Source organism: Mesorhizobium sp. M1348, assembly GCF_040317925.1.
Lineage (GTDB): Bacteria > Pseudomonadota > Alphaproteobacteria > Rhizobiales > Rhizobiaceae > Mesorhizobium.
Window position 1 is genome coordinate 171,619 of sequence record NZ_JAMYLH010000005.1, and the last position, 12,693, is coordinate 184,311.

Annotated in this window: 12 protein-coding genes; 9 read left to right on the top strand and 3 right to left on the bottom strand. The window is 63.8% G+C overall.

Annotated features, from left to right (window positions below):
- The first annotated feature begins 642 nt into the window (after positions 1-642).
- The 4 genes from leuA (at position 643) to NKH13_RS11630 (ending at position 6,098) form a co-directional block, all read left to right on the top strand.
- Complete coding sequence (gene leuA, locus NKH13_RS11615; RefSeq protein ID WP_352912564.1) at positions 643-2,379, top strand: 2-isopropylmalate synthase; 1,737 nt, start codon at positions 643-645, stop codon at positions 2,377-2,379.
- Positions 2,380-2,522: 143 nt separating this feature from the next.
- Positions 2,523-4,313 (top strand): tetratricopeptide repeat protein, encoded by a 1,791-nt coding sequence (locus tag NKH13_RS11620; RefSeq protein ID WP_352912565.1) that lies wholly within the window; start codon positions 2,523-2,525, stop codon positions 4,311-4,313.
- A 229-nt stretch (positions 4,314-4,542) separates the two neighbouring features.
- Positions 4,543-5,346: an alpha/beta fold hydrolase gene (locus tag NKH13_RS11625; protein WP_352912566.1), complete on the top strand. Its 804-nt coding sequence runs from the start codon at positions 4,543-4,545 to the stop codon at positions 5,344-5,346.
- 134 nt (positions 5,347-5,480) lie between these two features.
- Complete coding sequence (locus NKH13_RS11630) at positions 5,481-6,098, top strand: hypothetical protein (RefSeq protein ID WP_254819130.1); 618 nt, start codon at positions 5,481-5,483, stop codon at positions 6,096-6,098.
- Between the two features lie 76 nt (positions 6,099-6,174).
- Here the strand turns inward: NKH13_RS11630 and NKH13_RS11635 are convergent, their stop codons facing one another.
- Positions 6,175-7,119 carry a metallophosphoesterase family protein gene (locus tag NKH13_RS11635; protein WP_352912630.1) on the bottom strand — a complete coding sequence of 315 codons (945 nt, stop codon included), beginning with the start codon at positions 7,117-7,119 and terminating at the stop codon, positions 6,175-6,177.
- A gap of 53 nt (positions 7,120-7,172) precedes the next feature.
- On the opposite strand from NKH13_RS11635, the gene NKH13_RS11640 reads away from it, so the two are divergent.
- Positions 7,173-7,673, top strand: a complete 501-nt coding sequence (locus tag NKH13_RS11640) for an NUDIX domain-containing protein (RefSeq protein ID WP_352912567.1) — start codon at positions 7,173-7,175, stop codon at positions 7,671-7,673.
- 1 nt (position 7,674) lies between these two features.
- Here the strand turns inward: NKH13_RS11640 and NKH13_RS11645 are convergent, their stop codons facing one another.
- A complete protein-coding gene (locus NKH13_RS11645) occupies positions 7,675-8,664 on the bottom strand; it encodes a glutathione S-transferase family protein (protein WP_352912568.1) in 990 nt (329 codons plus the stop codon).
- A gap of 282 nt (positions 8,665-8,946) precedes the next feature.
- On the opposite strand from NKH13_RS11645, the gene NKH13_RS11650 reads away from it, so the two are divergent.
- From NKH13_RS11650 to NKH13_RS11665, 4 genes are all read left to right on the top strand, one after another.
- Positions 8,947-9,483: a GNAT family N-acetyltransferase gene (locus tag NKH13_RS11650; RefSeq protein ID WP_352912569.1), complete on the top strand. Its 537-nt coding sequence runs from the start codon at positions 8,947-8,949 to the stop codon at positions 9,481-9,483.
- Between the two features lie 63 nt (positions 9,484-9,546).
- On the top strand, positions 9,547-10,308 hold the full coding sequence (locus tag NKH13_RS11655) for a 3-hydroxyacyl-CoA dehydrogenase (RefSeq protein ID WP_352912570.1): 762 nt from the start codon (positions 9,547-9,549) through the stop codon (positions 10,306-10,308).
- Entirely contained in the window at positions 10,280-11,086 is an 807-nt protein-coding gene (locus NKH13_RS11660; RefSeq protein ID WP_352912571.1) for a HugZ family pyridoxamine 5'-phosphate oxidase, read from the top strand. Before NKH13_RS11655 ends, NKH13_RS11660 begins: the two co-directional genes overlap by 29 nt.
- Before the next feature lie 173 nt (positions 11,087-11,259).
- Entirely contained in the window at positions 11,260-11,598 is a 339-nt protein-coding gene (locus tag NKH13_RS11665) for an ArsR/SmtB family transcription factor (protein ID WP_352466769.1), read from the top strand.
- Between the two features lie 55 nt (positions 11,599-11,653).
- Here NKH13_RS11665 and NKH13_RS11670 read toward each other — a convergent pair whose 3' ends face one another.
- Complete coding sequence (locus NKH13_RS11670; protein WP_352912572.1) at positions 11,654-12,658, bottom strand: L,D-transpeptidase; 1,005 nt, start codon at positions 12,656-12,658, stop codon at positions 11,654-11,656.
- Between the last annotated feature and the right edge of the window lie 35 nt (positions 12,659-12,693).

Sequence of the window (12,693 nt, forward strand, 5' to 3'; positions counted from 1 at the left end):
GAAATAAAAAACCCGCCTCGACGGCGGGTCCTCGGTGCCAATCAGCACCATACCCAAATTAGTAGCATAGCTGCCGGCACAAAGCAAGAACAAAGTTGCTATAATCAGGAAAAATCGCTTCCTGTCAGCGCCGCGCCTTCATTGCAGCCTGGGTTCCTCGCCCCACGAAAGTGGGGAGAGGTGGCTCGGCGAAGCCGAGACGGAGAGGGAACTGCGCCTATGAAGGCCCCCTCTCCGGCCGCTTTGCGGCCACCTCTCCCCCGCTTCGCGGGGGCGAGGAACCCAGGTCTTGAGGCTGGATCCGCAGCTTCTGCGACAGCGAGGCTCCCACTTGCCTCGCTTTGCCCGCTCCTGTATGAAAACCGCCATGAGCCCGCGCGCCACCTCTTTTGCGTCCCGTCCGACCGGCATTGCCGGCCAGACCGTCCGCGCGCTCGCCTCCGCCCTGCTGCTTCTCGGCCTTATCGGCGATCGCCGGGTTCGCTGAAGGAGCGCCCGGCGGTCGAATTCGCCGCTCACGCGCACGCTCCTTGGCCAGTCACAAATTGGCAAGTCACATCAAGCGAACGAAATTCTGGTAAAGGCGCCGCTCGCCACCAATCCGCCTGAAGCTGGATCCGCGAGCCGCCGGGAGAAACGACGATGAACGCACGAGAAGATATCCGTCTGAATGTAGAGGAAACCGCCAAGCCCGCGAAGGGCATGCCGGACGCCGCCCGCAAATACCAGCCCTATCCGACCGTCGGCCTTGCCGATCGCACCTGGCCTTCGAAAGTGATCGACAAGGCGCCGATCTGGTGCTCGGTCGACCTGCGCGACGGCAACCAGGCGCTGATCGATCCGATGGGCCAGGAACGCAAGGCGCGCATGTTCGCCCTGCTCCTCGACATGGGCTTCAAGGAGATCGAGATCGGCTTTCCGTCAGCCTCGCAGACCGATTTCGATTTCGCCCGCTGGTGCATCGAACAAGGCAACGTGCCCGCCGACGTCTCGCTGCAGGTGCTGGTGCAGTGCCGGCCGGAACTGATCACCCGCACTTTCGAGGCGCTGAAGGGCGCCACCAACCCGATCGTCCATTTCTACAACTCGACCAGCGAGCTGCAGCGCCGCGTCGTCTTCGAGAAGGACGTCGCCGGGATCAAGCGCATCGCCACCGATGCGGCCAAGATGATCACCGACATGGCGGCCAAGGCCGGCGGCGGCTATCGTTTCGAATATTCGCCGGAGAGCTTTACCGGCACCGAGCTCGAAGTGGCGCTGGAGATCTGCAACGCCGTCACCGAGATCGTCAAGCCGACGGCGGAAAACAAGCTGATCATCAACCTGCCCTCCACGGTCGAGATGTCGACGCCCAACATCTATGCCGACCGCATCGAGTGGATGTGCCGCAACCTCGACAATCGCGAGAACCTGTTGATCTCGCTGCATCCGCACAATGACCGCGGCACCGGCATCGCCACCACCGAGCTCGGCCTGATGGCGGGCGCCGACCGCGTCGAAGGCACGCTGTTCGGCAATGGCGAGCGCACCGGCAATGTCGACATCGTCACGCTGGCGCTCAACATGTACACGCAAGGCGTCGATCCCGGGCTCGACTGCTCCGACATCAACCGCATGAAGGACGTCTACGAATACTCCAACCAGCTGAAGATCCCCGAGCGCCATCCCTATGTCGGCGAGCTCGTCTACACCGCCTTTTCCGGCTCGCACCAGGACGCCATCAACAAGGGTATGAAGGCGCTGCGCAAGGCCAACACGCCGCATTGGGAGGTGCCCTATCTGCCGATCGACCCGGCCGATGTCGGCCGCAGCTATGAAGCCATCATCCGCATCAACTCGCAGTCCGGCAAGGGCGGCATCGCCTATGTGCTGCATGCGGATTACGGCCTCAACCTGCCGCGCAACCTGCAGATCGAGTTCAGCCAGGCCATCCAGGCGATCACCGACGCTGAAGGCAAGGAGGTGCCGGCCAAGCGCATCTACGAGCGCTTTCTCGACACCTATGTCGACCAGCTCGGCGCGCGGCTGAAATTCCTCGACCACCACACCTACCCCGACACCGGGGTCAAGGGCCGGCGCGTGGTGGAAGCGGTGATCCTCGACAGAGGCAAGGAGGTGACCATATCAGGCACCGGCACCGGCCCGATCGACGGCTTCGTCGATGCGCTGTCGCGCCATGTCGGGGTGCCGATGTCGGTGCTCGATTATTCCGAGCATTCCATGCAGCGCGGCTCGAATGCCTCGGCCATTTCCTATGTCGAGATGGAACATCCGGGCGGCAAGCTGTTCGGCGCCGGCATCAACACCAACATCGTCGCCGCCTCGCTCGAAGCCGTCGTTTCGGCCGCCAACCGCATCGTCGGCCGAAAGGACGGCTAGCCGGGACTGCCAGGCTCGCGCCATCAGCCCACCGGATATTTATCCGGTGGGTACGCTATCGCACCATAAGCAGATGCTTGTATGGCGGCGCCAGCGCTATATGATCGTACCTCAACCTGTGCCGAATTCGAAGGGATCGACACTTGCAGCATACCACGCCTGCCGCCCCCGCAGTGCGCGAAACGTTGGAGCGATTGCTTGCCAGCGAAACGTTCGGACGATCCGAGCGCGCGCGCAAGCTGCTCCGCTACCTGGTCGAGCGCGAGCAGGCAGGCGAAGCCGATAGGCTCAAGGGCTTCTCCATAGCGATGGACGTCTTCGGCAAGGACGGCGATTTCGACCCGTCGACCGATGCGGTGGTGCGGGTGCAGGCCGGCAGGCTGCGCGACCTGCTACAGCAGTATTTCGCCAACGAGGGCGTTGCCGAACCGGTCCGCATCGCTATTCCGCGCGGAGGCTATGTTCCATCCTACGAACTCAACGCCATTCGCTTGCCGGCGGAGGCCGAGGCAGAGGGCAAGCCGCAGCCGGCGACAGAGGAGGCGGCGGCGACCGCCCCGCCCGGATCGCCACAGGATACCCGCAACCGGGCACATCCGGCTGCATTGCTGAGCGTTCCAGCCGTGGCCCCTGCTGCACCTTCGCTGCAGCGCCATTTGCAGTTCTTCTGGCTGGCGATCGCGCTGGTCATCCTGATGCTGGGTGTGCTGATCCTTCGCCAGGGCAGCGTGGTATTGCTGACCGGCGGCGACACGGCGGTCGAGACCGCGGTGGCGACCGGCAGCATAGCAGCGCCTCCGGTTGAAACCCTCCCCCAGGTCTACATCGCCATCAAGGCCGACAGCGACGTGGCTCGCCGTGTCGCCGCATCGCTGCGCGCCGGCCTTAGCGGCTTCGATACCATCAATTTCATCGGCCGTGATGCCGACAGCCCGCCCGATCCACTTACCGACGCCGCCAGCTTCGTGTTCGATGTCCTGCCCGGGCCGCGCAGCGGCGACATTATGCTCGAGCTGCAGAGCGTGGCGACCGGCCGCGTGCTGCTGTCACGCAACCTGACCGCCGGCGACAGCGCGAACATCGCCATCGAGGACCAAATCTCCGGCATTTTGAGCTCGGCTCTTCCCGCCTCGGGCACGATCTACAACTACATCGAGCAGAGCGGCATCCAGACCGGGCTGACGGCGTGTCTGGTGCTCAACGGCAAATATTATCTCGACCAGAACGCCCAGACGCACGAAGCCGCCTACCGCTGCCTCGAAGATCTTGCCAACCGGGAGGCCAAGTCGTCGCTCGTCTATTCGGAACTCGCGTCCTTGCATCTCGAAGCGGTCACCGACCACTATCCCTACCCCGCCGACGCGACGATCGACAAAGCGATGACGTTTGCCCATCGCGCCATCCAGATGGGCCCGACCAGCCCCTACGCGCACCGCGCCCTTGGTTATCTCAATTCGCGCATGGGCGATTCCGCGGAATCGATCCGCTGGATGCGCAAGGCCTATGAGCTCAATCCCTACGATCTCGCAATGGCCGCAGCCTATGGCTACGGGCTGGTTTTCGCCAGCAGGTACAGCGAGGGCACCCCGATCCTTGCTCACGCCGTGGACATCGCCAGCGCCCATCCGACATGGTGGGATTACGGGCTCTTCGCCGGAGAGTTCATGATCGGCGACATGAACAAGGCCACGCTTGCCAGCGACGGCTTGCGAACGACGGAAATGAAATCGCATTATCTGGCGGCGCGGCTGATCGGCGCCAAGGCTGCCGGCCGCGAGAAGCTGGCGAGCAGGCTGCTGCAGGAACTGACCGCCAAATTCCCGAAATTCGTAGCCGATCCGCGCGCAACCTTCGTGGAGCGAAGATATCCCGCCGATCTGACCAACCGGCTGGTGGAGGCCCTGCGCGCCGCCGGGCTTGGCGGCGCCAGCTGACGTCTCCCGGCGCGTGCGCGACGTCAGGTGATCGCAAAAATTTTACTGGCCATCCGCACGGCCAAAGCGCAATTCAGACACAGTTTGAACCGGCCAATCTGATCCCCACATAGGTCTGATCCCGCATAAGACTGATCTCCGCACAAGTCTGACCTCCCGCAAAGACTGATCCTCGCATAGACCGCCCCCGGCATCCTGACTGATCCCGGCACCAATCCATAAAGTTTGCATGACCCCATCTCTTTACGCTGCCGAACGGGGCACCGGCCCGACAACGATTGCCTTCCTGCATGGCTTCGGTGGCTGTCACGACGACTGGCGCGACGTGGCCGCGTCCCTGGCACTCGGCGCGCGGACGTTGGCCTATGATCTGCCGGGGCATGGGCTGTCGCTCGATTTTCCGCGCGGCGGTCCGGCCAGGGTCGCAGCCAGTGCCGTCCTTGCGGATCTTTCCGCTCGCGGAATAAAGCGGGCCCATCTCGTCGGCCATTCGATGGGCGGCGCCGTAGCCGCCCTGATGGCATTGAGCGAGCCCGAAAGAATGGCGTCGCTGACGCTGCTGGCACCGGGCGGTCTTGGTCCTGAGATCAATGGCCCGCTGCTGCGCCGCTACGCCGCGGCTGCCGGCACCGACGAAATTCGCGCCTGTCTAGCCGCCATGTCGGGACCGCAAAGCCGGCCGCCGCTGCATAGGATCGATCTCCTCAACGGGATGCGGCAGCGTCCCGGCCAATTGCGGACACTTGTCGAGCTCGCAGCCGCAATGACCAGGGATGATCGGCAAGGTGTCATCCCGAGCGAGCGGCTTGAAACGCTGAACATGCCGGTGATGGTTGTTTGGGGAACCGACGACGCGATGCTGCCCGTCAGCCAGGCGGACGGCGTGCCGAAGCATTTTCACCTGCACCACGTGCTGGAAGCCGGCCATATGCTGGTCGAGGAAGCGCCCGGCCTGATCGTCGAGGCTGTCCGTCGCAATATGCGGCGCCGCAGCAGGCGGCTTCGCCCGGGATTAGCCGCGGCGGCGAGCTGATCGGGTCTCGCGCAGGCACGGCGGCGCCGCTGGTGCTCCTCCAGCGAACCCTTGCCCGGCCATCGATCTCGCAAGTGCATTTTGCCGGCGGCTGTGTTAATTCGGTGTTAACCAAACCCCGCGAGGCCACGCCGATGAAGGACGCAGGCGAGAACATCACCCAGATCGATCAGTCGCGAAAACTGTCCGATGCCATTCGCGACGTCAAGAACGCCTTCGCCGACCGCGACGACGTCGTCGTCGACATGCGCGAAGCGCATCGCATGCGGCTCGATCTGCTTGCCGCCGAACTCGCGCCGGTTTTTGGCGACGTGCCCACCGACATGGACAGTTTCGACTTCGCCGTCTCGTCCGGCCTGCAGCCACGGCTGTGGATCGACGCAGTCAGCCATGTCGCCATGGGACGCGACCGCCGCACCTACCGCTTTCTCAAGGACACGCGCATCGGCCGCGTCGTGCTCGCTGAGTCGACCGACATGAAGGTCGTTGCCGACCAGGTGACACGCTATGTCGCCGAGCGCGTCGTCGAACGCCAGAGAATGATGGAAGGCGGCATCGAGCAGGCCGTCGCCGGCCTGAAACGCGCCCTGGTGGCGGAGGCCGAGCCGCCGCTGCAGATCGCTGCGCGCAGCAATGGCTGGTCGGCGTTCTTCTCGGGCCTTGGCCTGATCGCCGCCGGCGCCCTGGTCGGCCTGGCGATTTCGCTCGTGCTGTTCTGGGACCGCATCGTCGCGATGAAAATCAGCTTCTAGAGCGGTTCATCGTTTCACGGAAACGCTGAACCGCTCTATCTCTTTGTTTTGACGCAATTCCGGACGGAAATCCGTTTTACACATTTCCTGGAATTGCTCTAGCCATCGACGCGTCGGCTTCGACGCCAAGCTCCATTGTCTGCAGGTCGCTGGGCGGCAACGCCGGCCCGGTCAGGCCGCGGCGCGTCAGTTTGATCCGCCAATTGTCCTTTTCACCGTCGATGTCGAGCAGATTGTATTGCGCCGGCGCATGCGAACTGCCGGGGGCCTGCCCGGCGGCGGCGACCCCGACCACCGGGATTTTGGTCTTGCGGGCGCCGATGAAGAAGAGCGACGGCACATGCGAATGGCCGTGCAGCACAAGCTCGGCGCCGTGCCGGTGGAGAACCTTATGGAAGCGGGAGATGCCGAACAGCCGCTTGTTCTGCGAAACGGCGCCGCGCACCGGCGGGTGGTGGATCATGATCACCCGGAACAGGCCGCGCTTGCCTGTGGCGTCGAGCATGTCGCGCAGCTGTTCCGCCTGGCCTTCCAGAAAGAAGCCGTTGGCCATGAAGGGAGCCGTGGCGCGCGCCGTCGAGACGCCGATCAGCGCAACATCGCCGCGTACCCGCAGATACGGAAAGGTGTTGCGGTCGACCGGCGTATTGACGCCGTCGCCGGTCATCCATGCCGCCCAGGACCGGCAGGTCTTGTCGAAGGCACCCGGCACATAGGCATCATGGTTTCCCGGCACCACCGACACGTCGTTGGGCGAGCCCAACGTCTCCAGCCAGTGCTTGGCCATCTCGAGCTCACCGTCGAGCGCCAGATTGACCAGGTCGCCGGTGATGGCGAGATGGTCCGGCCCGCTGGCCTTCATGTCGGCGACGATCGTATCGATGACCGCGTCGTGCATGTGGCGGCGGCGGTTGCGCTGCCAGTTGACGTAGCCGACCACGCGCTTGGAGGCGAGATCGCGATAGGTTACATCGGGAAGCGGCCCCAGATGGACATCGGAAATATGCGCGAGCCTGAACATCTTTTCTTCATAGGCGAGGCGCGCGCGGCTTTCCACTCACGGTTTCGCGGACGATGACGGCGCCGGATCCGGAGCAAGTCCTGCGCCAGACCGGATGGCCGGGCCTCAGGGCAAGGCTGTTCCACCTGTATTTCGTGCTGCGGCGGCCGATGACGCTCGGCGTGCGCGGCCTGATTCACGACCGCCCCTCCAATTCCGTCTTCCTCATCCGCCACACCTATGTTCCTGGCTGGCACCTGCCCGGCGGTGGCGTCGAGTTGGGCGAGACGATGATCGAAGCGCTGACACGCGAAGTCTTCGAGGAAGGCAACATCGCGCTGACTGGACCGCCGGTGCTGAAATCCCTGCATTTCAACCGCCGCGCCAGCCGGCGCGATCATGTCGGTCTCTATCTGGTCGAGGAGTTCAACCAGACAGCACCCAAACTGCCCGACCGCGAGATCGCTGAGGCCGGCTTCTTTTCGCTCGATCGTCTGCCGGAAGGCACGACGCCGGCAACTTTGCGGCGCATCGCGGAGATTCTTGGGGGTCAACCGGCACTACCCTATTGGTAGATCACGCCGCCTTCCTGAATCGCGCCCGGTCATGCGGCGCGCCATAGTCGAGCTCTGGCCCGACCGGCACGATCCGCGTCGGGTTGATGGTCTCGTGGCTGCGGTAATAATGCGCCTTGATGTGGTGCAAATTCACCGTGCCTGCGACGCCTGGCACCTGGTAGAGATCGCGCAGATAATTCGACAGGTTCGGATAGTCGGCGATGCGGCGCAGATTGCACTTGAAATGGCCGACATAGACCGGGTCGAAGCGGACCAGTGTCGTGAACAGCCGCCAGTCCGCCTCGGTGATGCGGCCGCCGACGAGATAGCGCTGCTTTGACAGGCGGTCCTCCAGCATGTCGAGCGTCGAGAACAATTCGCCGAACGCCTCCTCGTAGGCTGCCTGCGTGGTGGCGAAGCCGGCACGGTAAACGCCATTGTTGACCGCGGGATAGACCAGCGCATTGACCGCATCGATCTCGCCGCGCAACGGTTGCGGATGAAAATCGAGCTTTGCGTCTCCCCATTCGTCGAAGGCCGAATTGAGCATGCGGATGATCTCGGAGGATTCGTTCGAAACGATGGTTTGCTCGCGTTTGTCCCACAGCACGGGAACGGTGACCCGGCCCGAATAGCCGGGATCGGCCCTGGTGTAGATCTGGTGCAGGAAATCGAGGCCGTAGAGCGTGTCGCCGGTGGCGCCGTCCTCGGCCAGGAACGTCCAGCCGTCGGCGCCCATGAAATGATGGACGACCGAGATGGAAATCACGTCCTCGAGTTTCTTGAGCACGCGAAAGATCAGCGTCCGATGCGCCCACGGGCAGGCGAGCGAGACATAGAGGTGATAGCGGCCGGGCTCGGCCTTGAAGCCGCGTTTTCGCCCTTCGACCTGCGCGCCGTCGCGGGTCACCCAGTCGCGCCACTGTGACTGCGCCCGCACGAATTTGCCGCCGCTCTCCCCGGTATCGTACCAACGGTCCTGCCATTGGCCTTCGACTAGCAATCCCATGAAATGTCCTTTCGTGTTCCTGCCTGATGTAGGGCATGAAATGGACCTGCCGAAATCGCCAGCGCTGAACAGATCGTCAACGGCTGCGTCGTCGAGTGCGTGTCGATTGCGCCGGCCGATTGCGGCGACTGAAAATTGGTGCTAGCGGACAATCCGCATGTTCGACTTTGCCGTGATCCGGTTCGACCGACGACGAAAGAGCGCCCGCGCTTGACGAAGCGCTGACTGGCGAACGCTGCCGCTTGCAGCAAACCTTTCCTCGTATACCGGAACGCAAAGACCATGAGCCTTGCCGACGTGAAATACCTGCCGGAAACTCCGGCGCATGATCCTGAAATCGAAGCTATCAACGACGAGGCCTTCGGGCCGGGCCGTTTCGTGCTTGCCGCCTACAAGATCCGCCAAGGTGGCCCGCACGAACGCGCGTTGTCCTTCGTGGCCGTCGATGGCGCAATCGTCGTCGCCTCGGTACGGATGACGCGTATCGCCGCCGGTGCCGGCCGCGCGCTGATGCTCGGGCCGCTCGCCGTGCAGCCGGCCTTCAAAAATCTCGGTATCGGCCGCAAGCTGGTGGCAATCGCGCTGGAAGCCGCTGCCAAGGCCGGCGCGCCGGCCGTGATGCTGGTCGGCGACGAACCCTATTACGGCCCGCTCGGCTTCAAGAGGCTGGCGCGCGGGCAGATCTCGATGCCGCGTCCGGTCGATCCCGACCGGCTTTTGGCGCACGAGATCCTGCCGGGCGCGGTGGCAAGGCTGGTGGGCGAGGTTTGCCACGCCGACCAGGGAAGGATAGCCGAGCACATCGCCGCGATGGCGTGACCATGCCGGCGCTGTTGCACGGTGGCTTGGCAGCATAGTCTGGGCACGGAGGAGGACGTCAAGATGAACCCGAACGGCCAGATTGCGATCGTCACCGGCGGCGGCTCCGGCCTTGGCGAGGCGACGGCGCGCGCTCTTGCCGCCGGCGGCGCCAGGGTTGCCGTCCTCGATCTCGGTATCGAGCGTGCGGCCAAGGTGGCGGCCGACATCGGCGGCATCGCCGTCCAATGCGACGTGAGCGACGCGGAGAACGGTGCCACCGCGGTCGCGGAAGTGGCAGAGACCCTCGGCGAGGTCCGCATCCTGGTCAATTGCGCCGGCATCGTTATCGGCATGAAGACGATCGGCAAGGACGGACCGCATCCGCTCGACCAGTACCGCAAGGTGATCGAGGTCAATCTGATCGGCACCTTCAACATGATCCGCCTGGTCGCCGACCGGACCGCCAGGCTCGAACCGCTGCTGGGCGGCGAGCGCGGCGTCATCGTCAACACCGCATCGGTCGCGGCCTATGACGGCCAGATCGGCCAGGCGGCCTATTCCGCGTCCAAGGCCGGCGTCGTCGGCATGACGTTGCCGGTGGCGCGCGATCTCGCCCGCTCCGGCATTCGCGTCTGCACCATCGCGCCCGGCATCTTCAGGACGCCGATGATGGCCGGCATGCCGCAGGAGGTGCAGGATTCGCTCGGCGCCGCAGTACCCTTCCCTTCCCGTTTGGGCGAGCCTTCGGAATACGCGGCACTTGCCCTGCACATCATCGAGAACCAGATGCTCAACGGCGAGACCATTCGCCTCGATGGCGCCATCCGCATGGCGCCGAAATAAAAGCGACGGTGGTGCCTTGGACGAACCCAGGAAAGACGTGATCCGCGCGACCGACGCCGAGGCGATCAGGCTGGCAAAGACGCTGATCCGCAGCGCCCGTTTCGGCGCGCTGGCGGTGCTCGAACCAGGAACCGGTTCGCCGCTGGCCAGCCGGGTCGGCGTCGCCACCGACATCGACGGCACGCCATTGATCCTGGTGTCGATGCTGTCCGCCCATACCGGCGCTATCCTTGCCGACCCGCGCTGCTCGTTGCTCGTCGGCGAACCCGGCAAGGGCGATCCGCTGGCGCATCCGCGATTGACGCTCGTCTGCCGCGCCGTGCGGCTCGAACGCGGCTCGAACGAACACGCCCGCGCCGAGCGGCGCTACCTCAACCGCAATCCCAAGGCGAAGCTCTATGCCGGGCTCGGCGACTTCTCGATCTTCCGGCTCGAACCGGAGCGCGCCAGCCTGAACGGCGGCTTCGGCAAGGCCTATCTGCTCGACCGCACCGATCTGGTCGCGACGGGAGCGATCGTCGAAGAGCTTGCCGCCGGCGAGCAATCGGCACTCGACCACATGAACGCCGACCATCTCGATGCGATTGCCCTCTACGCAAGTCACTTCGGCGGGGCCGAGAGTGACGGCTGGATCGTCACCGGGTTCGACGCCGACGGGATGGATCTCGTATCGGGCGACAATGTCTGTCGGGTTTTCTTCCCCGAGCCGCTGAGAGCGGCACGCGACCTCAGGCCTGTCCTGGTCGACATGGCAAAAGCTGCCCGATCGGCAAATTGATCACAGCCGCAGAGTTAATCGGCTTGCATGGAAAGCAAGCCTTGAGATTTGAGCGAAATGTTCTACCTTTGCGAGTGACGCTGAATCGCTGGCGTGCATCTATAGGGAAAGTCTATGGAATCCGACGCTATTGCCCCCATAGCGGCGGATGAGCAAGAAGGCATGGGGGATCTATGGTCTCGAACAAACTAGTCGCCAACGCCGGAACCGCGGCTGCGTTTCTGACGCTGATGGGCAACGAAAAACGTTTGTTGATCATGAGCTATCTGGCCGAGGGCGAAATGTCGGTCGGCGCCATAGCCGAGAAAGTGTCGCTCAGCCAATCCGCCCTGTCACAGCATCTGGCCAAGCTCAGGGCTTCCGAGCTCGTCGAGACCCGCCGCGATCGGCAAATGATCTATTATTCCTGCAAATCCGAGGCGGTGCGCGAATTGCTGCATATGCTGGACGGCATTTTCGGCGAAGGTGAACTGTCGCAAATGGCTCACCGGCTGCGTCGCGCCGGGACCTGAGCGGCCGGGGCGGAGAACGCCCCGCCAAATCCGCTTTGCTGCCAAGTCCACCTTGCTACTGAACGCGCTCGTCGGCGGTCTGCGCCATCTCGTCTTTGAACTCGACCTTCGTGCCCGGCTGCACCATGGAGGCAAGATCTTCGGCATCCCAATTGGTCAACCGGATGCAGCCATGCGAAAAGGTCGTGCCGATCTTGCCTGGTTCGGGCGTGCCGTGAATGCCGTAGCTTTCGATGGAGAGATCGATCCAGACCGATCCTACGGGATTGTTCGGCCCGGCAGCGATGGTGAAGGGCCGCTTGGTTTTGACCCCCTTGAAAGCGAAGTCCGGATCGTAGTGGTAGGTAGGGTTGTGGACCACACGCCTGACCTCTGCCGTGCCGCTTGGCGCCGGCTTCTCCTCGCTCCCAATCGAGGCGGGGTAGACCGCCAGCCATTTGCCGGCACGGTCGAGCACACGCACCTGGCGAGCGCCCTTGTCGACCTCGATGGCGTCAACGCCGGCGGGAGGGTCGCCCCTGTCGACATCCGGCACCACCAAGGTCCTGCCTGGTTTCCTGAGGCTGGTGCCCGGATTGAGCATTCTCAGCAATTGTTCGCTGACGTGGAAGCGCTCAGCCAACCTCTCCACCGCATTGCGATAGCCGAGCCGCCGCAAGCTGGCCATCCTCTCCAAGCGGGCCGGAATACGCCTGGTGAAAGGTCCGCGCACATCCTTGCGCATCACCTCATAGGTCACCAGCACCGGCTTGGCGGAGGTTGCGACGAGTTTGCTCCAGGTTTGTGGACTGAGCTTGCCATCGGGCGGAAGTCCGTTTGCCGCCTGAAACGCGGCGACGGCCTTGGCGAAGTTCTGGGAAAGGCGACCGTCGATCAGGCCCGGCGAGAAACGGGCGCGATCCAGAAGGATCTGCGCCTTCAGCAGCGTCGGATCGACACCCTTCGGTTCGCCGATAGTGAATTGGGCCTGATTGACGGTGGCTGGATCGAGCTTGGCCGCGCGAGCCACGCCGCATGCGAGGGTAAGCGTGGCGGCAAAGACGAGGAGGAGCCTGATCATTGATGTCCTCCCAGGACCGCAGCAGGAGCCCGCTT

Bases quoted from the DNA above. Each gene is read 5' to 3' on its own strand.
- NKH13_RS11645 (WP_352912568.1), bottom strand. From the start codon at position 8,664: ATGGGATTGCTAGTCGAAGGCCAATGGCAGGACCGTTGGTACGATACC.
- NKH13_RS11665 (WP_352466769.1), top strand. From the start codon at position 11,260: ATGGTCTCGAACAAACTAGTCGCCAACGCCGGAACCGCGGCTGCGTTT.
- NKH13_RS11635 (WP_352912630.1), bottom strand. From the start codon at position 7,119: ATGTTCAGGCTCGCGCATATTTCCGATGTCCATCTGGGGCCGCTTCCC.
- NKH13_RS11640 (WP_352912567.1), top strand. From the start codon at position 7,173: ATGACGGCGCCGGATCCGGAGCAAGTCCTGCGCCAGACCGGATGGCCG.
- NKH13_RS11630 (WP_254819130.1), top strand. From the start codon at position 5,481: ATGAAGGACGCAGGCGAGAACATCACCCAGATCGATCAGTCGCGAAAA.
- NKH13_RS11660 (WP_352912571.1), top strand. From the start codon at position 10,280: ATGGCGCCATCCGCATGGCGCCGAAATAAAAGCGACGGTGGTGCCTTG.
- leuA (WP_352912564.1), top strand. From the start codon at position 643: ATGAACGCACGAGAAGATATCCGTCTGAATGTAGAGGAAACCGCCAAG.
- NKH13_RS11655 (WP_352912570.1), top strand. From the start codon at position 9,547: ATGAACCCGAACGGCCAGATTGCGATCGTCACCGGCGGCGGCTCCGGC.
- NKH13_RS11650 (WP_352912569.1), top strand. From the start codon at position 8,947: ATGAGCCTTGCCGACGTGAAATACCTGCCGGAAACTCCGGCGCATGAT.
- NKH13_RS11670 (WP_352912572.1), bottom strand. From the start codon at position 12,658: ATGATCAGGCTCCTCCTCGTCTTTGCCGCCACGCTTACCCTCGCATGC.
- NKH13_RS11625 (WP_352912566.1), top strand. From the start codon at position 4,543: ATGACCCCATCTCTTTACGCTGCCGAACGGGGCACCGGCCCGACAACG.